The 20794-nt window shown below is 60.8% G+C and carries 19 protein-coding genes and 4 pseudogenes; 16 read left to right on the top strand and 7 right to left on the bottom strand.

Going from position 1 to position 20794, the window contains the following annotated elements; genetic code table 11:
* Nucleotides 1–281: 281 nt before the first annotated feature.
* Nucleotides 282–1001, top strand: a complete 720-nt coding sequence (locus tag ABNX08_RS40220; RefSeq protein ID WP_349606638.1) for a Crp/Fnr family transcriptional regulator — start codon at nucleotides 282–284, stop codon at nucleotides 999–1001.
* A gap of 89 nt (nucleotides 1002–1090) precedes the next feature.
* On the opposite strand, the gene ABNX08_RS40215 is transcribed toward ABNX08_RS40220, so the two are convergent.
* Nucleotides 1091–1459, bottom strand: coding sequence for a hypothetical protein (locus ABNX08_RS40215; protein WP_349606640.1), 369 nt, complete (start codon nucleotides 1457–1459; stop codon nucleotides 1091–1093).
* A gap of 490 nt (nucleotides 1460–1949) precedes the next feature.
* On the opposite strand from ABNX08_RS40215, the pseudogene ABNX08_RS40210 reads away from it, so the two are divergent.
* Together ABNX08_RS40210 and ABNX08_RS40205 are read left to right on the top strand one after the other, a co-directional pair.
* A pseudogene (locus ABNX08_RS40210) lies at nucleotides 1950–3130 on the top strand (fatty acid desaturase).
* Between the two features lie 17 nt (nucleotides 3131–3147).
* On the top strand, nucleotides 3148–3306 hold the full coding sequence (locus ABNX08_RS40205) for a DUF3309 family protein (protein ID WP_349606646.1): 159 nt from the start codon (nucleotides 3148–3150) through the stop codon (nucleotides 3304–3306).
* A gap of 38 nt (nucleotides 3307–3344) precedes the next feature.
* Here the strand turns inward: ABNX08_RS40205 and ABNX08_RS40200 are convergent, their stop codons facing one another.
* Complete coding sequence (locus ABNX08_RS40200; RefSeq protein WP_349606648.1) at nucleotides 3345–3494, bottom strand: hypothetical protein; 150 nt, start codon at nucleotides 3492–3494, stop codon at nucleotides 3345–3347.
* A 646-nt stretch (nucleotides 3495–4140) separates the two neighbouring features.
* Here ABNX08_RS40200 and ABNX08_RS40195 point away from each other — a divergent pair.
* The 4 genes from ABNX08_RS40195 to ABNX08_RS40180 all read left to right on the top strand — a co-directional run bounded on the left by ABNX08_RS40195 (nucleotide 4141) and on the right by ABNX08_RS40180 (nucleotide 5962).
* Complete coding sequence (locus ABNX08_RS40195; protein ID WP_349606649.1) at nucleotides 4141–4455, top strand: hypothetical protein; 315 nt, start codon at nucleotides 4141–4143, stop codon at nucleotides 4453–4455.
* 85 nt (nucleotides 4456–4540) lie between these two features.
* A complete protein-coding gene (locus ABNX08_RS40190) occupies nucleotides 4541–4690 on the top strand; it encodes a hypothetical protein (RefSeq protein WP_349606651.1) in 150 nt (49 codons plus the stop codon).
* 630 nt (nucleotides 4691–5320) lie between these two features.
* Nucleotides 5321–5569, top strand: coding sequence for a hypothetical protein (locus ABNX08_RS40185; RefSeq protein ID WP_349606653.1), 249 nt, complete (start codon nucleotides 5321–5323; stop codon nucleotides 5567–5569).
* 48 nt (nucleotides 5570–5617) lie between these two features.
* A complete protein-coding gene (locus ABNX08_RS40180; RefSeq protein ID WP_349606655.1) occupies nucleotides 5618–5962 on the top strand; it encodes a hypothetical protein in 345 nt (114 codons plus the stop codon).
* 751 nt (nucleotides 5963–6713) lie between these two features.
* Here the strand turns inward: ABNX08_RS40180 and ABNX08_RS40175 are convergent.
* The 5 genes and pseudogenes from ABNX08_RS40175 to ABNX08_RS40155 form a co-directional block, all read right to left on the bottom strand.
* Nucleotides 6714–7231, bottom strand: a pseudogene (locus ABNX08_RS40175) (ProQ/FinO family protein).
* A 117-nt stretch (nucleotides 7232–7348) separates the two neighbouring features.
* A pseudogene (locus tag ABNX08_RS40170) lies at nucleotides 7349–7525 on the bottom strand (tyrosine-type recombinase/integrase); the annotation flags it as partial.
* Between the two features lie 117 nt (nucleotides 7526–7642).
* Complete coding sequence (locus tag ABNX08_RS40165; protein WP_374063751.1) at nucleotides 7643–8671, bottom strand: IS630 family transposase; 1029 nt, start codon at nucleotides 8669–8671, stop codon at nucleotides 7643–7645.
* A 166-nt stretch (nucleotides 8672–8837) separates the two neighbouring features.
* Complete coding sequence (locus tag ABNX08_RS40160; RefSeq protein ID WP_349606058.1) at nucleotides 8838–10706, bottom strand: ISL3 family transposase; 1869 nt, start codon at nucleotides 10704–10706, stop codon at nucleotides 8838–8840.
* A 606-nt stretch (nucleotides 10707–11312) separates the two neighbouring features.
* Complete coding sequence (locus ABNX08_RS40155; protein WP_349606059.1) at nucleotides 11313–12227, bottom strand: LysR family transcriptional regulator; 915 nt, start codon at nucleotides 12225–12227, stop codon at nucleotides 11313–11315.
* A 98-nt stretch (nucleotides 12228–12325) separates the two neighbouring features.
* On the opposite strand from ABNX08_RS40155, the gene ABNX08_RS40150 reads away from it, so the two are divergent.
* The 9 genes and pseudogenes from ABNX08_RS40150 to ABNX08_RS40110 all read left to right on the top strand — a co-directional run bounded on the left by ABNX08_RS40150 (nucleotide 12326) and on the right by ABNX08_RS40110 (nucleotide 20743).
* On the top strand, nucleotides 12326–12841 hold the full coding sequence (locus ABNX08_RS40150) for a cyclophilin-like fold protein (RefSeq protein ID WP_349606061.1): 516 nt from the start codon (nucleotides 12326–12328) through the stop codon (nucleotides 12839–12841).
* A gap of 65 nt (nucleotides 12842–12906) precedes the next feature.
* The gene (locus ABNX08_RS40145) at nucleotides 12907–14082 is read left to right on the top strand and encodes an aldo/keto reductase (protein WP_349606062.1); all 1176 of its coding nucleotides are present in this window, start codon (nucleotides 12907–12909) and stop codon (nucleotides 14080–14082) included.
* Nucleotides 14083–14360: 278 nt separating this feature from the next.
* Nucleotides 14361–15017: pseudogene (locus ABNX08_RS40140) on the top strand (efflux RND transporter periplasmic adaptor subunit); the annotation flags it as partial.
* Entirely contained in the window at nucleotides 14920–15228 is a 309-nt protein-coding gene (locus ABNX08_RS40135; protein ID WP_374063750.1) for a TolC family protein, read from the top strand. The pseudogene ABNX08_RS40140 and the gene ABNX08_RS40135, both read left to right, overlap by 98 nt.
* A gap of 19 nt (nucleotides 15229–15247) precedes the next feature.
* The gene (locus ABNX08_RS40130) at nucleotides 15248–15664 is read left to right on the top strand and encodes a TolC family protein (protein WP_349606064.1); all 417 of its coding nucleotides are present in this window, start codon (nucleotides 15248–15250) and stop codon (nucleotides 15662–15664) included.
* Complete coding sequence (locus ABNX08_RS40125; protein WP_349606066.1) at nucleotides 15661–17205, top strand: class I SAM-dependent methyltransferase; 1545 nt, start codon at nucleotides 15661–15663, stop codon at nucleotides 17203–17205. Before ABNX08_RS40130 ends, ABNX08_RS40125 begins: the two co-directional genes overlap by 4 nt.
* Nucleotides 17206–17679: 474 nt before the next feature.
* Nucleotides 17680–18810: an MFS transporter gene (locus ABNX08_RS40120; protein ID WP_349606067.1), complete on the top strand. Its 1131-nt coding sequence runs from the start codon at nucleotides 17680–17682 to the stop codon at nucleotides 18808–18810.
* A gap of 97 nt (nucleotides 18811–18907) precedes the next feature.
* Nucleotides 18908–19957, top strand: coding sequence for an NAD(P)-dependent alcohol dehydrogenase (locus ABNX08_RS40115; protein WP_349606068.1), 1050 nt, complete (start codon nucleotides 18908–18910; stop codon nucleotides 19955–19957).
* A gap of 18 nt (nucleotides 19958–19975) precedes the next feature.
* Nucleotides 19976–20743, top strand: coding sequence for a glucose 1-dehydrogenase (locus tag ABNX08_RS40110; protein ID WP_349606070.1), 768 nt, complete (start codon nucleotides 19976–19978; stop codon nucleotides 20741–20743).
* Nucleotides 20744–20794 lie beyond the last annotated feature (51 nt).

Genomic DNA, 20794 nt, shown 5'->3' with positions numbered 1-20794 from the left:
TATGAGCCAGAGACGGGACGATTGCCGTCCGCAGGCGTACGGATCGGGACATTTATTCCATTGCAGTCAGATTTCCCGAGCGGGCAGGGCGGAACCCGAGCGCGCGTATCCGATGAAGTGCGCGTGACTTCGGCGCACTGTTTCCCGGCATTTGCCTAGTCGACCCGCCGACCTATATTTAGGAAGGCAAGTGATCCCCTACCGTCCCGTGGTCTGCTTCCAGGGGCCCTGGCAAGGTCGACGTCGCTGATTCAACCTGTTCTGACCGGTGAGATGCAGTCATGAGCGTCACGCATGATCCGAAGTCCAACCACCTTCTCGCCGCGCTGCCGGCGGTCGACTGGGAGCGTCTCGCACCACACCTGACGCTGGTGGAGCTGCCGCTGGGCCATGTCGTGTACGAGTCAGGAGATCAACAGGGCAACGTCTATTTCCCGACAAATTCAATCATTTCGCTCCTGTACGTGATGGAAGATGGCGCGTCCGCCGAGATCGCAATCGTGGGCAATGAGGGGATGGTCGGGATTGCGATCTTCATGGGGGGCGAAACGACGCCGAGCCGCGCCATCGTACAAAGCGCCGGGCAGGGATACCGTCTGAGCGCAGCGATCCTGAAGCAGGAGTTCGTGCGGGGCGGACCTCTGCAGCGCCTGTTGCTTCGCTACACGCAGGCGCTCATTACGCAGATGGCGCAAACCGCGGTATGCAACCGCCATCACTCCATCGACCAGCAACTGTGCCGATGGCTGCTGCTGAGCATCGACCGGCTGCCCTCCAACGACCTGACGATGACGCAGGAACTCATTGCCAACATGCTCGGGGTGCGGCGCTCCGGCGTGACCGAGGCCGCCCTGAAGCTCCAGGCCGCGGGCCTGATCCGCTACAGCCATGGGCACATTGCGGTACTCGATCGGGCGGGGCTGGAAAAGCGGGTGTGCGAGTGCTACTCGGTCGTGAAGCGGGAGTTCGACCGGTTGTTGCCGGACATGTCATCGATTTGAGTTTTCAGGCAGGGCGGCCTCAGGCGACCTCGCCACTCGGCAAGCCAGCCGCCATTACCTCAATGCCTGGAAAACGGTCCTGATGGGTTCTAGTTATTCGATCCTAGTGCACGCAGAGAACCACGCGCGGGAGCGTTGCGGCCGAAGAAAAGTTTCCACCACGAAGATGATGTCCCTGACCCTGCGTCTCCAGTCGGGCAAAGGCTGACTAGCGGTGCATCCTTTGCCCCTCTTGCTGCGCGCAGGAGCGTGACGTCGTCGCAGTCGGCCGGCGCGTCGAAGGTTTCACGGGGCAGATCGGCGGGATAGATGACAGGAAGAATTTCATGGACCGCTTGTTCGCTGCCAAACGGGCCAAAGCGACAGATGCATCCCGCCGGATCAACCTCCGCAAAATACCAATTGCTGGGGCTGCCGTGATAAATGACAATGACGGTGGTGGGATAATCTGCTGGCATTTTCCTCGCCTTTCAATGAAGCCGGTGCGATACCCCGGCAACCCCGGAAGCAAACATCCCTTCACATCGCAAGGAAAGGCTAGCAAATAAGTCGGACCGCTTAATCCGGAAGTGGAATAGCGGAATGTCGCCGACCGAGAGACTCCTGCAGATTTCCAGTGCGTCCAGTCGACAGCGGTCACGCGTCGCCCTTTATATATAGTTCACACCTGGCCAGAGCGCCGTCCGCCAGCGCACAGTCCGTGTTATTTATTTGATTGCGCCCAGATCCGACCAGAAACAGTGCGTGCGACTTCTACCGGGGTGAAGCTCAGGAGTCTTCTCATGTGAGGGGGCGTTTTGAACGGGCAGATCGTGATGGATATCAATCACCGTATTGCCCAGTAGCCGTTTGCCGGCCTTGCGGCGTAACCGCGCGTGTCCGGCAGCGTACTGAAGATATTAGGCGTATCTGTCTCTTACGCATTCTGATCTTGCGAAGGAGCCGGCGATGCACCTTGGCCTGCTTAGTCTCCCCTGGTGGGGTTACGCACTTGTGACGCTGGGCTTGACCCACGTCACCATCGCGTCGGTCACCATCTTCCTGCACCGTCACCAGGCCCACCGCGCCCTCGATCTGCATCCCATCGCCAGCCATTTCCTGCGCTTCTGGCTGTGGCTGACCACCGGGATGGTGACCAGGGAATGGGTGGCGATCCATCGCAAGCACCACGCCAAGCGCGAAACCCCGGAAGACCCGCACAGCCCGCAGTTCTACGGCATCAGGCAAGTGCTGCTGGAAGGTGGGGAACTCTATCGCAGCGAGGCCAGGAACGCCGCAACGCTGGAGAGGTATGGACACGGCACCCCGGACGACTGGATTGAGCGCAATCTCTATGCGAAGCACGTCGGGCTAGGGATTGGCTTCATGCTGGCGATCGACCTGGTGCTGTTCGGTCCGATCGGACTGAGCATCTGGGCAGTGCAGATGCTGTGGGTCCCGCTTTTCGCCGCGGGCGTGATCAACGGCATCGGCCACTACTGGGGCTACCGCACGTACGCTCCAAATGACACCTCCAAGAATATCGTGCCATGGGGCATTCTGATCGGTGGCGAGGAGCTGCATAACAACCATCATGCCTACGTCAGCTCAGCCAGGCTGTCCAGCAAGTGGTGGGAACTTGACCTTGGTTGGGTGTACATCCGTATGCTGGTGACGCTCCGTTTAGCCAGCGTACGCAGGGTGGCGCCAAAGATCCGCTTCAATCCGGCCAGGGCAGGCTACGATGCGCAGATCCTGCAGGCCATCAGCACGCATCGCTACGACGTACTGGCCAGATTCGCCAGCATCCTGCGGAAAACCACGTTGGAGGAAATCCGAACCCTGCGGGCGCGTGCGCTACCGGGTCTGAATGAGGCCAAGGCGCAGGAAGAGCGCTCAAGCACTGGCTGCAAAGGGAGGTGGGGGCGCTACCGGAGTGTGAACGCGTAGTCCTGCACCAGGCACTGCATTCCAGCAAGTTGCTGCGCACCATCTATGCGATGGGCCAGGATCTCACCGCGTTGTGGAGCAATTCCGCCACCTCGAAGGAGCAGTTGGTCAAACAACTGGAAGACTGGTGCTGGCGCGCCGATGAGAGCGGCATCGATGCGCTGCAGGAGTTTTCCTGGAAACTCCGCTGCTACGCCTGACCGTTGGGAGACATCGAATGACATTGGGAACGATACTGTTGATCGTGATCATCCTACTGTTGATTGGCGCGATTCCAGCCTGGCCGCACAGCCGGGGGTGGGGCTATGGTCCCAGCGGTGGTCTTGGGCTGGTGTTGGTAATCCTGCTCGTACTGTGGTTGATGGACAAGATATAGCGCGCTGCACCGAGGTTGCGCCCGGGGGGATGCGGTATTCAGATAGCCACTTCATAGCAGAAGCCGGGAAAAATGTGTTCCAAACCAACCGACGGCACCACGAAGCTCAGAAATGGAGCCGCTGCCATGCCGTCCATGTGCGACGCCGCTTTATCCCTCCCCGTGCCTGCGCGCGCCTTCCTGAACATCCAAGACTCCGAGAGTATGGGAACTGGCAGAGATGCCGGAAAAGCAAGTCGTTTCAATCCTTCAGGCACGTTCCCGATATACCACGTTCCAACGCGACCTGATGGAGCGCTGCTAATACCCGCGCGTAGGTGCGCCGGGCGCAGCGAAGCGTTCACAGCAATAGGCATTGCCAACCCCAGTATGCGCTCGTTTTCTCGAGCATAGGTTGCGTATTAGCTCCTCGGCCGGCGTTGGCGGGCGTCACAAACCTCCTGTTTTGTCGGCCTTTTTAAGGACAACTGGAAAAAATTTTTTCCGGCACTCGCCGCTACCCGGGTCCCGGAAAAGATTTTTCCGTGTCAGGGAATTAGCGCGTATGCTGGGGTTGCCAGTCTGGCGGAGCAAGCCAACAGGAGTACCAAAATGGCCAAAAGTCAACTACGCGGCAACCGCGAAGCTAAGAAACCAAAGCAACCAAAGAAGCCGTCGGTGCCTGCTACCCCGTTCAGCACTCTTCAGTCTCGTGCTGGAAGCGATGCTGGCGCTAAGAAGAGGAAGTGAGAGCTTGGGTGCCTAAATGAAGGATCTTGTCACCTGGCAGCCAGTGACGTTCCACTCGGATTCGAAACACCTACATTGGAGCGCAGACTGCTTTGGGAGATGCATATGACTCATTACAACGCGACCACTTCGTTCCGAGGGCTTCCACTGACCGCCGAACAAAACTCGGAGATCCGTCACTACTTTAAAAGGAAGGCTAGGCTGGGCCAGCCATGGAATACACCCGAGCTGGACGGGATGCTCGAGGACATGCTGTTGCCTCCAAGTACTGACGAGGAGGACAGCCAGGGTGACTTTCCCCTCAATGCATCCTCCGCCGCGGAACGGGCTACTGTGTTTGTCGACCAGGATATGGAGCCAATCGAGGCGTACGAGGAATGGCGCGCCGCGATGGAAGGCGAGAGTATGAAAGGGCGGTGAGGTGTGTCGGCACACCGGTAGTTTCGCAGTCGGGCGGCGCTTGAAGGCGCGCCCACACGGGCTTAGCTCGTAGCAAGGAGTTTTAATGGTCATCTGGCCGCTTGCTTTCCTGGTGGTGTTGATCGCGTTTTACGCCTTTATCATTCGTGTGGAAATTCACGGTAAGCCGGTGCTTCACAAAGCGAAGTACTCGCTTCGGTACTGGCGGAATCGCCTAGCCCACGTGATCAACTGACGTAATGTCTGGCCGCCAAATCGGCAGGTGCCGGGCGACCACCAGGACTCGGATTACCAGCGCTTTTGCGGAATCTGCCAGCAATACCGCGCCGCGCGCTCGTGTGCGCACCGGCGGGCAGGCGTGCAGGCTGGATGCGCCCGTCGCGCAGATGCATGGCTTGGGGCCCGGGAAGGCAAAATTTCTGGCGGATTGGCAGATCGAGGCTGGCCTGATTTGCGGTTTGACTTCCACCGACACGCATGTTTCCGGACATCTCGCTGAGCGGTTCGAGAAAAAATCCCCTGAGGGGAGAAAGGCCATGGGTCCCAGACCCGGTTCATGACTTTTGGAGAGCCTGTCCGTCGCGATAGGGGCTGGCCACACTTTTGCCGAACCGCGTTGCGAGCTGCTGCGAGAATTTTTTTAGGGTGTCTCTCCGTCTCTGACGGCATGGCGGGCTCGGGCCTTGGCTGCATGATTTTCTTTTGCGTCGTCCATGCTATGGCTCACTTTCACGCCTTCATCGTTGTCAGCTAACGCGGCCAATCTGACGGAAGATGCCTCCACGAGCGGGTAATACCCTGCCCGACAGAGGTTAGACTGCATTAACGACTTTGCGCATTTGGGATGGCCTTACGGGCCCGGGACATGGATATCGATGACAAGCGGTTGAGCCAGTACCGTGGATATGAAATTCACGTTGCCCTTATTGCCAGCGCTAAGGACATGTTCGAAGCGTGGTTCAAGATAGTGGGGCCCATGAAGCTGCCGGGAGTTTCCGTGCTTGGAAAGCTTGTCAAAGTCCACGGGGGGCCGTACAGCCGGCGTTGGGCCTATCTTGTCGGCGAGTTGGCCGGAAGGGCTGCAATTGATGTGATTTTGGGCGGGGATGACTAGATTTGGCGAGACGGTGGTTTTGTTTCCGATTTACTAGCGGGAGTTTCGATGACGCACTTCGTGCCTTTCACTATGCAGCATCTCGAAGCGGCATGCCGGGTTCTTGGCGACACAGAACGCGGCCTTACAGGACCACAAATAGGGAGGCTGCTCAAGGAAATCGGACTCTCCGATCCGTGCCAGACCATGACCAAGTGGAAGCGCTTATTCAAGGCACTGGCGAGTGCACAGGTTCGCTATCGGGTGGGCAATCATTTGGTCATGCTGATCAGTAACGCCGCTCGTGACCCCGGCGGATTTCGTTGGTGCCCGGATAAACTGAACGTTGTGCTGGCGTGTTCAGGCTTGTATGTGCGCAAGGACGGTCGGGTCGCGTACTTGGAAAATGGATAACGCTTGACAGCCCGACCCTTGTCGGGGGCCTGCGTTGCCCCTGGAAATCTGTTCGGCCACTTTTACAACGGCAGGCAAAAAAATTGTCCGGCATGCCGTTCCAGCATCGCTCCGAGCGGCAGGCCTACGCCTCGTTTCGCTCGTCAGTTCGGATTATAGTTTCGCTATCATGAAATAATCTGACCAGGCAGCCTCCACGCTGGCTTGCCTTCTCCACGGGACGGGCCTTTATGGCGCGACCACTACCTGATCTGACGCCACCGTCGCGCGCGACAATTCGCACCATTCAACAACTGGGCGACCGCATTCGAGCCACCCGGGCAGGGGACCGGATGCCCATTGACCAGGCGGCGACGCATTGCGGGGTTTCCGTCGGCATGCTGTCCAAGCTAGAGAATGGCAAGGGCGTCAATCTCGAGCACGTCCTGCGTGTGATGGACGGGCCTGGGTTTGACGATGCTGGTCGTTCCCAAGGCGCATGCACCTTGGCTCGAAGAGGCTGCGGCCCATGCGTCCAAGACCGGCGAGTTGGCAGCGTGGGATTAGCCTCCTTAGCGAGGCTGACATCCTGGCATTTGTGGTCAGCATCGGCGTCAAAGTTGGGAGTCGCCGATGTGCGAAGCCCCGGGTCTGACTCAGCCGAGGTCAGACAAAATGCCGCGTGGGATAAGCGCGCCCCCAGGGTGCCGTGGCGCGGAGATGGATTGCGGTGCGCCTTCCCTGAGCCGGCTGTCCATGCCAAAACCTCAACCTATCGAGCCGCATCAACGGGGTGCGACGCCTTCGCCGATTTGGATGGTGCCCCCCGCGAACGCCTCGCTTGCAGTTGCTGCGCCCGTTTTGCATCCTCCGGGCGAACCTGCCCCGGCCTCCTGGCCGGCCAGATCCATCCGTGATGCGCCTTCGAGGAGGCAGGCCCAGTAGCGGGCGCCGCGGCACCAGGTCTTGATCGCCTCGCGCAATTCGGCCTCCGTGAGGGGCAAGCGCCTGGGCATGCGGGAGGAGATCCTCGAAGATGCCGATCTTGAGCGGCACCTTGGGCGCCGGGTTCTTCGGAAAGGCTAGCGGAAAACGCCGTTGCAGCCTGGCGATCGCGTGGACCACCGGATCGACGGGCGGCTTTGCCGGATTGGCCGGCGCAGCGTCCCGTGCGCGGGGCGGCGTGGCCCGCTTCGGAACCTCGGCAGCCTTTGCGGACTTTGCGGCCTTTTCAGCCTTTGCTTGTGCTGCCAGTTGTGCTTTGAGTGCCGCCAGTTGTTCGAAGCCCATCGTCTCTAGTGATTATCGCGTGGAGCGATTTTAGCAGCCGCGTATCCTGCGCTGAGCTGGGCCGCAGGTGCGGCTCATATCCGTGTGCAAAGGCCATGGATTGGCATGCTCGCGCGCCTACGTCTTGCTGGTCCAGCCGATCCGATGCCGCTCCTGGGTCGCCTCGTGCCGCGCATCCTCTTCGCTGTGCAGGTAGCCGCTGGTGGTCGCGATCGAGGCATGGCCAAAATTGTCCCGCACATAGCGCAGGTCGACCTGCTGGTCGGTCATGTGCGAGCCGGCGGTGTGGCGCAGCCGTGAAGAGAAGTAAAACTGGGTTTTCCGCAATTTGTGTGACGACGGCGAATTCGCGTGGAGGACCTTGTCGTCGTTTTTCCCGCCCCACTACCCACCATTCCTCTTTCTGATTACTCATAGGTCAGAAATATAGCGGACAGATGGGTGCCTGAAAAACGAGCGCACGAGCTTCGGGTTGCGTCGAATTTTTGCAAGCTGCTCGTGAACTCGCGGGCCCAGCTCTTCGCCTTTTTGCAAAGGACGTCGCGCGACGCCGTTGCGCTTCACGTGACTCCACACCAATTCATCTGGATTTAGGTCAGGTGCGTAACCGGGCAGGAAATGCAAGGTCAGTTTGCCCTGCGTACTGGCGACGTAGGCTTTGACGATGGCTTTCTTGTGCGCTGGCAATCCGTCTACGATCAGATGTACTGCCTTCTTTCGATTGAGCATCAGCTTCTTGAGCAGCGTGACAAACAACTCGCCGCTGAGCCCGCCTTCGTACGTAGCAAACCAGAAGGCCCCCTTTGAATTGACGGCGGACGCCGCGCTCATGCTTTGCCGCTGGCCCGGTCGCTCGACAATCGGCGTTTCGCCGCGCGGCGCCCAGGTCTTGCCATGCACCGAGTCAGCTCGAAAGCCCGATTCATCCCAAAAGAAGATATCCGCCTTCTGCTCACGAGCCTGCCTGGCAATAGCCGGATACGTGTCGTGCTGCCAGCGATCAATTGCTTCCGGATCGCGCTGGTAGGCGCGCTGCAGTGGCTTTTGCGGCGTTAGGTTTAGGCGTGCCAGCATCGCACCGATCGATGCCAGGCTCAGCTTCACGTCGAATTTTTGCTGTACCAGTTCGCGAACCAGGTTGCGTGTCCAGAGGCCGAAATCGAACCCATACTGCATCGGATTCTTGCCGTTGATCCATCGCAGCACCCGCTGCTCCTGCGCAGACGTGAGCGCACGGGGGCGACCCGTGCCTTTGGTCGAGCGCAGCGCCCGTACACCTCGGCCGTGCGCCTGGGCGCGAACCTTGTATGCCCACGACCGATTCATCCCGAACGATGCAGCGACATCATCCGGATGCTCTCCCTCTGCCATGCGTTGCACCGCTAGGATGCGCATTTCTTCAAGCGTATTGTGAGCCAGACTACGACCGTCCCGTTTCATGATCGCTCCCCTCAATGTCTATTGCTCAAGCATAGATCATTTGTCCGCTAAATTCCTGACTTATGAGTAACGTGGGCGAGTCCGCCAGCCTCGTCCTGGCCGCACGAACTCAGGCGCCGACGATAGCGACCGGACCAGCGGGTCCAGTAGGACAAAGCAGGCCGGTTTAGTTTGGCTTCAACACCCGCAGCCGCAGAAGCTCGATATTGGCGCGGCCATACATTTGGCGCTTGAGGAGCTTGAGCCGGTTGACATGACCCTCCGTCTGGCCATTGCTCCATTGCAGCCTGAAGGCCGCCCGCACAGCCGGTAAGTCGGAGCTCAGGCTTTGCGCGAACCGACGCATTTCCTCAGCGTCGCAGCACGACAAACGTTTCAACCATCGATCGAAATGCAGCACACTTCGCCGGTGCATGAGTCCGAGAAACTCCCGCGCGAGACTGCGGACCTCGCCCACCACGGGTTCGATCTTACACAGCGCCTTCACGAACCGCTCGTGGTCCGGGCTTTTTGGCTCCTCGATGGCGAGGTTCCTCCATCCGACTAGCCATCCGAACACGCGTCGGGCCGACGGCATCGGCATCGTGGGCTTCAGGACAAGCGGAGTCTTGCCCAACGGAAAGAGGAGGCGGGTCACGCAACTCTGCACGCAGGCGGGACTGCCCTTATAGCCGCGCTGCTTGAGTTCTTGCCAGATCAGTTCAGGAAAGCGACAGCCCTGGATGATTCGTTCCTCGATATAGTCGCGATAGGGATCCAAAGGCGTCGGACCCCGCGCCTTGGATGCGCGCTCGAGGAATGCCCCAGCATGGACGAACTTCTGCACGGTTGCTGCGCTGATTGAGAGTTCACGCGCGATTCCTCTGATCGTGCCGCCCTGGGCGCGTAGCGCCATCAACTGCTTGTACAACGCCAGCCGTGTGGCGCGTCGCTGATCGCTCAGACGCTCCCATGACCGTTGTGAGTTTCGGCGCGGAATCCCCTGACGTTCCAGAGGCGTCGGACCCCGCGCCCTGGGTGCGCGCTCGGGGAATGCTCCGGCTTTGACGTACTTCTGCACCGTTGTTTTGCTGATGGAGAGTTCGCGCGCGATTCCTCTGATCGTGCCGCCCTGGGCGCGTAGCGCCATCAATTTCTTGTACAACGCTAGCCGCTTGGCGCGTCGCTGAGCGCTCAGGCGCTCCCATGACCGTTGTGAGCTTCGGCGCAGACCCTGCCGGCCCAGGGTCACCCTACTGACGTTTACTTGCTGGGCGGCTTGGCGCATTTGTGGCCCGAGTCGGTATAGCAGCCGCTCGACGTTGTCGCGCAGGTTGCTCAGTAAATGCCAGCGATCCGAGACTTGCTTGGCTGCCGGCAGCGCGAGGTCGACCGCTTCGGAATAGGCCCCGGCCCGGTCCCTGGCGACGATCTCGATCGATGGGTGCGCACGCATCCACGCAGCCACCGCAATGGCGTCCCTACCGGCGAACACTTCGATCGGCTCACGTCGCTCCAAGTCGACGATGATCGTTCCGTACTGGTGACCGCGCGCGATCGCCCAGTCATCGATGCCGACGACCCGCGGTTGTGGTTTGCGCTTGCGCTCAGGTACTCTGCGCAATTCTCGCAGCACGGTGTCAGCACTGGTGCGCAAGCCCAAGGCGTCGGCAAGCCGGGCTGCTGCCTCACCACCGAGGGCGTGGCCCAGCGCGTACAACGCCCGAGCCTGCGATCGCGTACGACGTTGATACCGACCGGCCAAGGCGTGGATGTTCTCGGCAAACGTACGACGAGGGCAGTTGGCGTTCATACACTTGAAGCGACGTACCTCAATAGCGAGAACGACCCGCTGCTCGAGCATTGGACGTTCTTCCAGCTTGCGCACATAGCGGCCGTGGAGTCGGTGACTCCAGCGATGGCAGGCCGGGCACGGTGCCCTGCGAACTGTACTGCGGGCTTCGACAGTAATGGTCTCCCCTTGCACTTCGCTGGAGACGAAGCGCTTGCCCACACGGGAGAGAATACGATCGATCCCACCGAGAACTTGCCTCATGGTAACGATCAACGTACGGCCAAACCGGCCGGAAATCAAGCCCTCGACTCGGCCGTCACACAAAGTGCGGGAGACCCCTATCTTTATTACACTTCACGGTGTCAGACCGAGATCAGCTCCCATACTGCTTCGACTGCCTTGTTCTGAATCCTTTCGACGTTTCCTCGCCTCGCTGGAAGCGGGATTGGTTGGATCCGCGCACGGGTGTTTGCCAAGTCCCTGGGCATAGCTGAATACGCTCCCGCCATGCACGCTACGCATCTGCCGCAACCTCACTGCGGTTCTCCGTGCGATCAGCAAGCGACAGCGCATGGGGTAGGTAAAAGCGTTGAGATTTCGATATTGGCCGAAATTGTGACCATCATTGGCGGAAATAGCGATCTGCAACAGCTGCGCCCGTGACCAGAAACACGGTGAAGACGCAGGCCATTAAGGTCAGCAGGGTGCGATCGGTCGGCGAGACCGGAGATTGGGACATTGTGATTGACTTTGGCTTTGACAAGGTCCGGCTTCTCACGAAAATACATGGGAGCTGCGGCGCCGGTAAGTTCTGCGTGGTGTCTTGATCCGCGAGTTGTCCCGGCAAACCTGGAAACCGGCCGGGCACTATTGCCGTTTTGAGCCAGCGGCACTGGTCATGCGCAGTGCGTTGACAACCAGCGAAAAGGCCGGTGATGGCTGTCGGCGGCTGGGGTAGTACAGGTAGTACCCAGAAAACGGTGCACACCAGTCTTCCAGGACGCGGACCAGGCGGCCTTCATCGATGTGTGGGGCGAACTCTTCTTCGGGAAGAAACGCTATGCCCAGCCCCGCCAGCGCCGCATCGACCATGCTGAGCGACGTGTTGAAGATCAGCTGGCCGGCTACACGCACGTTCAACTTTTCGCCGCGTCGCTCGAAGTCCCAGACGTAAAGCCCCCCCGACGTCTGCATGCGCTGATTGATGCAGTTATGGTTCACCAGGTCACGCGGGCTCGTGGGCGCCGGGTGGCTGGCGAAGTATGCCGGCGAGGCCGCGACAGCCATGCGCAACGGTGGCCCGATGGGGACGGCAATCATGTCCTTGTCGATGGTGTCACCCAGACGCACGCCCGCATCGAAGCGGTCGGCTACGATATCCCTGAACCCGTAGTTGATGTCGAACTCGACCTTGATGTCGGGATAGTCCTGCAACAACTGTGCGAGCTTGGGGAGGAGTGTTGTCCGAAGGACATGTTCGCCGCAGGTAATTCGCACCGTGCCGGCTGGCTTGTCACGCATCTCAGTGAGCAAATCCAGTTCCGCTTCAATCTCGTCGAAGCGGCTACCGATGGCCGTCAACAGGCGTTCGCCGGCTACGGTGGGCGACACGCTGCGCGTGGTGCGCGTCAGCAGCCTTATCTCAAGGCGTGTCTCCAGGCCACTGACGGTCTGGCTGAGCGCTGACTGAGTTACGCCAAGGAGCGCGGCGGCGCGCGTGAAGCTGCCTTCACGCGCCACCGTCACAAAGGCGAGGAGATCGTTGAGGTTGCGTCTGACCATGACGTAGTGTCCCATGGATGATTGATTAGTGAATCTTATATCCCTTTTAAGGATTCATTAGCTAGTAAAGCGCGCTTCCATGCGACAACATTCCAGGCATGAAAAAGTCAATCCCGACGCCTTTGCGGCGGCTGCGGCGCGAGGGTCTGGCGTTCCTTGCCGGATCGATCCTGGGACTGCCGGCTTGCGTTCCCGGCATCGCGGTGGCCGCGCCATCGACCGGCGCCTCGGCCGCCCCCTCACAGGAGTTCCCCATGAAGATTCGCCTTCAGGTCGATGGTCAGCCCGTCACCGCCACGCTGGACGACAACGCCAGCGCGCGAGATTTCGCGGCCCTGCTGCCGCTGTCATTGACGCTGACTGACTATGCGCGGATCGAGCGTATCGCCTATCTGCCGCGAAAGCTCACCCCCGCAGGCGCCACAGCCGGAATGCCAGTCAAGGCTGGCGACATCGCCTACTACGCACCTTGGGGGAATCTGGCGATCTTCGTCGAGAGCGGGGACGCTAACTACTCAGGCGGGCTGGTGCGGCTAGGCAGGGTTGAGACGGGCCTGCCAGCGTTGCAACGCCCTGGCCCGCTGAAGGTCAGGATCGAGCGCCTGCCGGACTGATCGCGGCAAGATCACCGGTCTCCCATCCATCTCATACATCCACTTCATCTTGAGAGACATCGAATATGAGCGCGCAAGCCATCAATAGTCGTGAGGCCGCAGAAGAGCCCACCTCGACCTCCGACCGGCGCGGCTTCCTGAAAGCGGCTGGCCTGGCCGCCGCAGGTGCGGCGCTGCCTGTCGGCGCAGCATCGTGGGCAAGCCCGGCCGCGGCTCAATCCGCGCAACGCAGCGATGGTCAGCCCTACACCATGAAAACGCGAAAGCTGGGAGGCCTGGAGGTGTCGGAGCTCGGCTTCGGCTGCATGAGCATCAGCGGCAACTACGGCCCCCCGGCGGACCGGGCCCAGGGCATCCGCGTGATCCGCGACGCATACGAGCGGGGCGTCACATTCTTTGACACGGCCGAGGTCTACGGGCCGTACACGAACGAGGAACTCGTCGGCGAGGCACTGGCGCCTGTGCGGGACAAGGTCGCCATTGCCACTAAGTTTGGCTTCGCGATCGATGGCACGATCGGGTTGGACAGCAGGCCAGCGCGTATCCGGAAGGTCGTCGAAGAGTCGCTCAAGCGCCTCAGGACGGACCGCATTGACCTCTACTACCAGCACCGCGTCGACCTGACCGTGCCGATCGAGGATGTGGCAGGCACGATCAAGGATCTGATCAAAGAAGGGAAGGTGCTGCACTTCGGCCTGTCGGAAGCGAGCGCGCGAACTATTCGCCGTGCGCACGCAGTTCAACCGGTCGCGGCTATCCAGACCGAATATTCGCTGATGGAAAGAAGTCCGGAGCGCAACGGCGTCCTGCAGGTGTGTGACGAACTGGGGATTGGCTTCGTTCCCTGGGGCCCTCTGGGACAAGGCTTCCTGGCCGGAAGACTGGCCCTGAATGCACAGTCCGCCTTCGACCCGAAGGCAGACCTGCGCGCGGGCTTTCCCCGCTTCAGCCGGGCGGTCATGAAGGCGAACCAGCCGATTCTCGAGTTTCTGAAGGCGTTTGGCCAGAAGAAGGGGGCAACGCCTGGCCAGATCGCGCTGGCCTGGCTGATGGCTCAGAAGCCGTGGATCGTTCCCATCCCGGGCACGCGCAATCTTGACCATTCGCGCGAGAACCTGAACGCGATCCACCTTCACCTCACGCCTGAGGACCTTCGCGAGATCGAGGCTGCATTTTCTCGACTAAAAGTCCATGGTGGCCGGATGAACGCGACGCAGATGTCGCAGATCGGCAAAGACTGAGATCGGCCGGAACCGAGGTTGCCCTACGTCGGTTCCGGCCCTCAGCGCGCCGATCTTTACGGCCGTGCCCTGCCTGCCAAAGGCCTTCCGTCATATACCGATGCGATGACGGGAGGCATGCAATGGCGTAGCCCCACCGGGCATGCATCCGACCAACGCTTCGAGATTCATCCCCATGACAAACGGTGCGCCCCGCGACAGCTTCTCTACCCTCAACGCGTTCTGCGCGGCTCCCCTGATTGCTGCATTGATTGCGGCTTGTAGCCCTCAGGCCGCCAGCCCCGGCGCCGCCGGTAGTCAACGCTGCCCCCGTGGTCGTGAAGAAGGTCCACCAGTGGGACGAATTTAACGGACGTATTGAGGCGGTACAAAACGTGTCCTTACGTCCGCGCGTGTCAGGGTACATCGATAGGGTCGCCTATACCGAAGGGCAAGAGGTCAAGAAAGGCGACGTCCTGTTCACAATAGACGCGCGCAACTACCGGGCCGGCCTCCAACGTGCCCTGGCTGAGCTGGCGCGAACTCGTGCACAGGCCGAGTTGTCACGCAGTGAGGCTGCGCGTGCGCAAAGGCTTAACCAACAACAGGCGGCCTCCACCGAAACGTGGGAACAGCGCCGCGCGGCCGCGGCCCAGGCGCAGGCGGATGTCCAGGCCGCCGAGGCTGCCGTGGAACAGGCAAGACTCAATTTTGAATGGACGCAGGTTCGTGCGCCGATTGATGGTCGCGCCGGTCGAGCGCTGTTTACGGCCGGGAACCTGGTCACAGCTGGCGACTCCGGCAGTGTTCTGACCACATTGGTGTCTCAGGATAGGGTCTACATATACTTCGACGCCGATGAGGGCGCCTATCGGCGGTATGCCGAGAGTGCTCACGGCAACGGTCGCCCCAACGAGCTTCCGGTTCGAGTCGGACTGGTGGGGGAGGCAGGATACTCGCCGGTGGAAGGAGGCTGCCTTCGCGCGGCCGTTGCCCTTGGGAGATGCGGCGAATCTCTTGCGTCATCGCCCGGACATCCGCGCCGCTGAACGCCGCTTGGCCGCCGCGACTGCGCAGGTTGGTGTCGCTACCGCCGACCTGTTCCCTCGCATTAGCCTGACCGGATTCATCGGCTTCCTGTCAGGCAATCCAGACCCTTCTCCGTAGCGCAGGCCAGGCATGGGCATTGACGCCGTCGATGCGATGGGCGGCATTTGACCTCGGCACGGTCCGGGCGCGGCTCCGGGCGAGCGAAGCTCAAGCCGACGGTGCGCTGGCTGAGTATGAAAGGAGTGTCCTGCTGGCGCTTGAGGAAGCCCAGAATTCGCTCAACCGGTATGCCACGCAGCAAGCCAGACTCAAGATTGTCGAGGAACAGGCGATCGCGGCACGTCGCGCTGAGGAGCTGGCCCAGGCACGCTTTCGCGAAGGTTCCGAGGACTTCCTGACTCTACTTGACGCACAGCGAACCCGACTGGCTGCCGACGATGCATTGGCGCAAACGGAAGCCCAGGTAAACGTCAATGTGGTCGCGGTCTACAAGGCGTTGGGCGGCAACGGAACGCAAGGCAGCACACATTACCCGCGCGGACAAGACTTATGAACTGGTCGGACGGCTACTTTACTGGCCTAACCTACACGCACGGATACTACTCACAGCTAAACCCGCTCCAGATACGGATGGCATGCCTGGCGGGCGGGTTCGAACCTCCCATGGCCGGTGAGGAGTTCCACTATCTCGAACTCGGGTATGGTCAGGGAATATCGATCAATATTCACGCGTCAGCAAACGAAGGTAGCTTCTGGGGTACCGACTTCAATCCAGCTCACGCTGCCGGTGCGCGTGCGCTGGCTTACGCTTCGGGTGCGAAAGCGAGTCTGCATGATGACTCCTTTCAAGATTTCCTCGCTCGCCCGGATCTGCCCGAGTTTGATGTGGTGTCCCTGCACGGCATATGGAGCTGGATCTCGGAAGAGAACCGGGAGCTTATCCTAAAGCTAGTCCGCACCAAGCTTAAAGTCGGCGGAGCCGTGCTTGTCAGCTACAACTGCCTCCCAGGCTGGGCACCACTAATACCCATACGTGAGCTGCTTGCCGTTTGCGCGGAGCGCCATGAGCGAGGGGCCAGCCAGGAGGAAGCCGTCGTTCGCTGTATCGAGTTCGCGCGCAACATTCTCGAAGCACAGCCTGTCTATCTGGCGGACAACCCCGTCGCAGCACAGTACATCGGGAAGCTCAAGAACGGTGAGTTCAGCCCGAACTACATCGCGCATGAGTTCCTGAATCGAGATTGGAAGCTTGCAAGCTTTGCCGACGTCGCTACAGCGATGGAACGGGCGAAGCTCAGCTTTGCCGCCTCAGCACGGCTGCTTAGCAACATTGACGCGTTTCGCATCACCGACACTGGCTTGAGGACGCTGGAAGCTATTGGCGACCCTGTCCTCAGAGAGTCAGCCCGGGACTACATGGTCAATGAGCGGTTCAGAAGCGACATCTTCATCAAGGGTCTCAGACGTATTCCTATGCCTGAGCTCCATGACCGATGGTGCAATGAACGGTTCGTCATGACAACCGCCCGCGAAGACCTGCCCAAGGAAGTGTTGATTCCACTCGGACATGTGTCGCTTCAGGACACAATCCCCAGCACCATCGCCGATCTTCTCTGTCAGGACGAATATCGACCGAAGACGGTTTCAGAAATGCTCGCGAGCCCGGTACTGGCGGGTGTTGCGTTCGACGATGTGGTGCGAGCAATCATTGTTCTCGTTGGAGCGGGCTATGTGAGTCCTGCTCAGTTGCCAACAGCGCTAACGATGGAGCGGTCTAGGCAGTTCAATCGGTACGTGCTCCGTCGCGCGCTCGCCACCACAGAGCTGGAATATCTGGCTTCCCCCGTTACCGGCGGCGGGGTTCATGTGCCTCAAATCTGTCAGCTTTTCATCCTCGCACTGGAGCGGGGCATACGTTCCTCCAGCGGCATGGCTGCCTTCGTATGGGAGACCCTTGAAAGGATCGGGGAAAAGATAAAGAAGGATGGGCGCCGGCTGGATACACGGGAAGAGAGTATCGCTTGCATTGAACCGCTTGCTGAAGTCTTTACGCGCAAGCACCTTCCGGTTTTCATGGCCCTGATCGCGCTATGACAGTGCAATAGTGCCGCCTTTTGTTGGGAGAGCGTACTGGCCACGCGTAGCGCGTTGGCACCAGCGAAAACGCGTGTGGGGGCTGCTAGCGACTGTGGTTCATCAGCTCATGGGGGCTTTCGGGGCGCCGGCTAGGTTAGCAAAGTACGCCGGCGATGCCGTGACAGCCAAAGTGGCCCAGATGAGGATGCGAGCACGTCCTTGTAATGGTGTTACCCAGATGAAACGCCCGCGTGAAAGCGGTCAGCCAGGATATCCCATCAACTGATGGTCGGGTTGAGTGCTGACTGAGGCACACGAAGCAGGATTGATTAGTGAATCTTATATCCCTTTTAAGTATTCATTAGCTAGTAGAAAGCGCTTCCGTGCGACAACATTCATGGCATGAGTAAGTCAATCCAAGTCCCTGCGGGGATTGTTTCCCCCCAGCGCGAGGCAAAGGCGCCACCCGCTCATTGGAGCGGCGTTTTTGCAATGTCGCTGTGCGTCTTCGCGCTAATCGCCTCCGAATTCATGCCCGTCAGCCTGCTGACGCCAATGGCAGCGGACCTCCATGTCACCGAAGGCATGGCTGGGCAAGGCATCGCGATCTCCGGCGCGTTCGCCGTACTGACCAGCCTGTCGATCTCCGCGCTTGCCGGCACCATGAACCGCAAGACGCTGCTGCTGGTGCTGACCGGGGTGATGGCCTTGTCCGGCGCCGTGGTCGCACTGGCGTCGAACTACCTGACCTACATGGTTGGCCGTGCACTCATTGGCGTGGTCATTGGTGGTTTCTGGACCATGTCGGCGGCGACGGCCATGCGGTTGGTTCCCCCCGACAAGGTGCCGCGCGCCCTGGCGATCTTCAACGGCGGCAATGCGCTGGCCACGGTGGTGGCGGCGCCGCTGGGGAGTTATCTGGGCTCGGTCATGGGCTGGCGCGGCGCCTTCTTCTGCCTGGTGCCGGTGGCCGCAATTGCCCTGGCCTGGCAGTGGGTCAGCCTGCCGGCCATGAAGGCGCATGATGGTTCGCCGGGCTCCGGCAATGTGTTCACTCTGTTCAAGAGCCGATCCGTCGCGCTCGGCATGGCCGCATGTGGTGCCTTCTTCATGGGACAGTTCGCCCTGTTTACGTACGTGCGACCGTTCCTCGAAACGGTGACGCACGCCGGCGTGTCGTCGGTGTCGCTCATCCTGCTTGTCATCGGCGTGGCGGGCTTCATTGGCACCACGCTCATTGGCACATTCCTGAGGCGAGGCCTGTATAGGGCGCTGATCGCCATTCCGGTTCTGATGGCCATGATCGCCGCGATGCTGATTCCCTTCGGGACCTGGATCGCCGCCGTCGCTGCACTGCTGGGCCTGTGGGGCCTGATGGCCACCGCAGCGCCGGTAGGCTGGTGGAGCTGGATTGCTCAAGCCATGCCCAGGGACGCCGAGGCCGGCGGTGGGTTGATGGTCGCGGTCATCCAGTTGGCCATTGCCCTGGGCTCCACCGTTGGCGGCTTGCTGTTCGACCACCGCGGCTACCAGAGCACCTTGGTGGCGAGCGCAGCAGTGCTCCTGTTTGCGGCGCTGCTGACGTTCCTGGCTTCACGCTCGCAAGCGTCACAGAGCGCCTGAGCCCCCGTAGAGCAAAGGAGAGAATGGCTTGGCCCGAGGCGGAGTACGGGTCGTGTTTTCTCAGAACTAGTTTCCGGATACTTCAGGAGTACACACCATGACCATCAAAGCCTATGGCGCGCAGGCAAGCGACCGGCCCCTCGAATCCATGGGTATCACCCGGCGTGCGCCTGGCGCCCACGATATCCAGATCGATATTGCCTACTGCGGCGTGTGCCATTCGGACATCCACCAGGTGCGCTCCGAGTGGGCGGGCACGCTGTATCCCTGCGTGCCGGGACACGAGATCGTGGGCCGCGTGTCGGCGGTAGGCGCGCATGTAACGGGCTTTGAGCTGGGCGATCTGGTCGGCATCGGCTGTATCGTCGACAGTTGCAAGCACTGCGAGGACTGCGACGCGGGGTTGGAGAACTACTGCGACCACATGGTCGGCACCTACAACGGTCCGACGCCGGACGCGCCTGGCCACACGCTGGGCGGCTACTCGCAGCAGATCGTCGTGCACGAGCGCTACGTGCTGCGTATCCGCCACCCCGAGATGCAGCTGGCCGCCGTGGCGCCGCTGCTGTGCGCGGGCATCACCACCTATTCGCCGCTGCGCCACTGGAACGTGGGGCCGGGCCACAAAGTGGGCGTGGTTGGCATTGGCGGCCTGGGCCACATGGGCATCAAGCTGGCGCATGCCATGGGCGCGCATGTGGTGGCGCTGACCACCTCCGAATCGAAGCGCGAGGCGGCCCTGGCGCTGGGGGCGAACGAGGTCGTCGTTTCGCGGCATGCAGACGAGATGGCGGCGCGTGCCAAGAGCTTCGATTTCATTCTCAACACCGTGGCAGCGCCGCACGACCTGGACCCGTTCTTCGCGCTGCTCAAGCGTGACGGCACGATGGCCCTGGTGGGAGCTCCTGCCACGCCGCATCCTTCGCCGCAGGTGTTCAGCCTGATCATGAAGCGCCGCAGCCTGGCGGGTTCGATGATCGGGGGCATTCCAGAGACACAGCAGATGCTGGATTTCTGCGCCGAGCACGGCATTGTCGCGGACATCGAGATGATCCGCGCCGATGAAATCAACGAAGCCTACGAACGCATGCTGAAGGGCGATGTGAAGTACCGGTTCGTGATCGACAACGCTTCGTTGGCAATCTGACCCGATCAGGAGACGCTGATGAGCATTACCTACGATTTCAAAGGACAAGTTGCCCTGGTCACCGGAGCCGCCTCCGGCATGGGACTGGCCACAGCACGGGCTTTTGCCAACGCCGGTGCGGCCGTCACGTTGGCCGACGTCAGCGAGGCTGCCTTGCAGCAGGCCGTGGACGAGATTACGTCGGCCGGCGGCAAGGCGATCGGTGTGGTCTGCGATGTGTCCGACGAAGCCCAGGTGGCCGCAATGGTGGAACGCACCGTCGCCACCTTCGGCCGCCTGGACGCAGCCTTCAATAACGCCGGCATCCAGGTACCCGCCTCGGAGATCGCCGACCAGTCGGCGCAGGACTATGACCGGATCAACGCCATCAATCAGCGCGGCGTGTGGGCGTGCATGAAGCACGAACTCCTGCAGATGCGCAAGCAAGGCAGCGGAGCGATCGTCAACTGCTCGTCCATCGGTGGGCTCGTCGGTCGTGCACAGATTGCCGCCTATCACGGCACGAAGCACGGCGTGATCGGACTGACGCGCAGCGCGGCGCTCGAGTACGCCGCGCGGGGCATCCGTATCAATGCCGTGTGTCCTGGCACGATCGACACGCCGATGGTGTCGACGATGCTGGAGCGGGGGATGCTGTCGATTGACGACCTCCTTCGTGACCTGCCGATGAAGCGCCTGGGGCGTGGGGAGGAAATTGCCGACGCCGTGCTGTGGCTGTGCTGTCCGGGCTCGACCTTCGTGACCGGACAGGCATTGGCCGTCGACGGCGGCTTTACCGTGCAATGATGACCAGGAGTCGAGCTTTGTCGCGGCATGAGGGATTTCCGGCAGACAGGG

Source organism: Cupriavidus sp. DF5525 (assembly GCF_040149425.2).
Lineage (GTDB): Bacteria > Pseudomonadota > Gammaproteobacteria > Burkholderiales > Burkholderiaceae > Cupriavidus > Cupriavidus pickettii_A.
Note: the sequence above shows the minus strand (reverse complement) of the source record. Positions and strands in the feature narration are given on the sequence as shown.